The following is a 268-nucleotide window of genomic DNA, read 5'->3' on the forward strand; positions in this document are numbered from 1 at the left end:
GCGGAGGCGCCCCGTCCCGGCACTCCCGCCGCCCCTCCCCCGGCCGGTGGCCCCACCACCTGGACGGTGCGCGACGACGACACCCTCGACAGCATCGCCGAGCAGCTCCGAGTCCCCGGCGGCTGGCAGGCACTGTACGAACGGAACCGCGCGGCCCTCGGCGAGGACCCCGACCTCATCCAGCCCGGCCAGGAGCTGACCCTCCCCCTCTGACCCCGCCCCACCGCCCAGCGCGAAACCGCGCCCACCGAACAGCACACACCGAACA

At 75.4% G+C, this 268-nt stretch carries 1 protein-coding gene; it reads left to right on the forward strand.

Translation table 11 applies throughout. The features are described 5' to 3' along the window. On the forward strand, positions 1-213 hold a 213-nt coding region (locus tag VR45_RS35050), incomplete at its 5' end, for a LysM domain-containing protein (protein WP_045943959.1). Positions 214-268 lie beyond the last annotated feature (55 nt).

Source organism: Streptomyces sp. NRRL S-495 (assembly GCF_000966955.1).
In the GTDB taxonomy this organism is placed as follows: Bacteria; Actinomycetota; Actinomycetes; order Streptomycetales; family Streptomycetaceae; genus Kitasatospora; species Kitasatospora purpeofusca.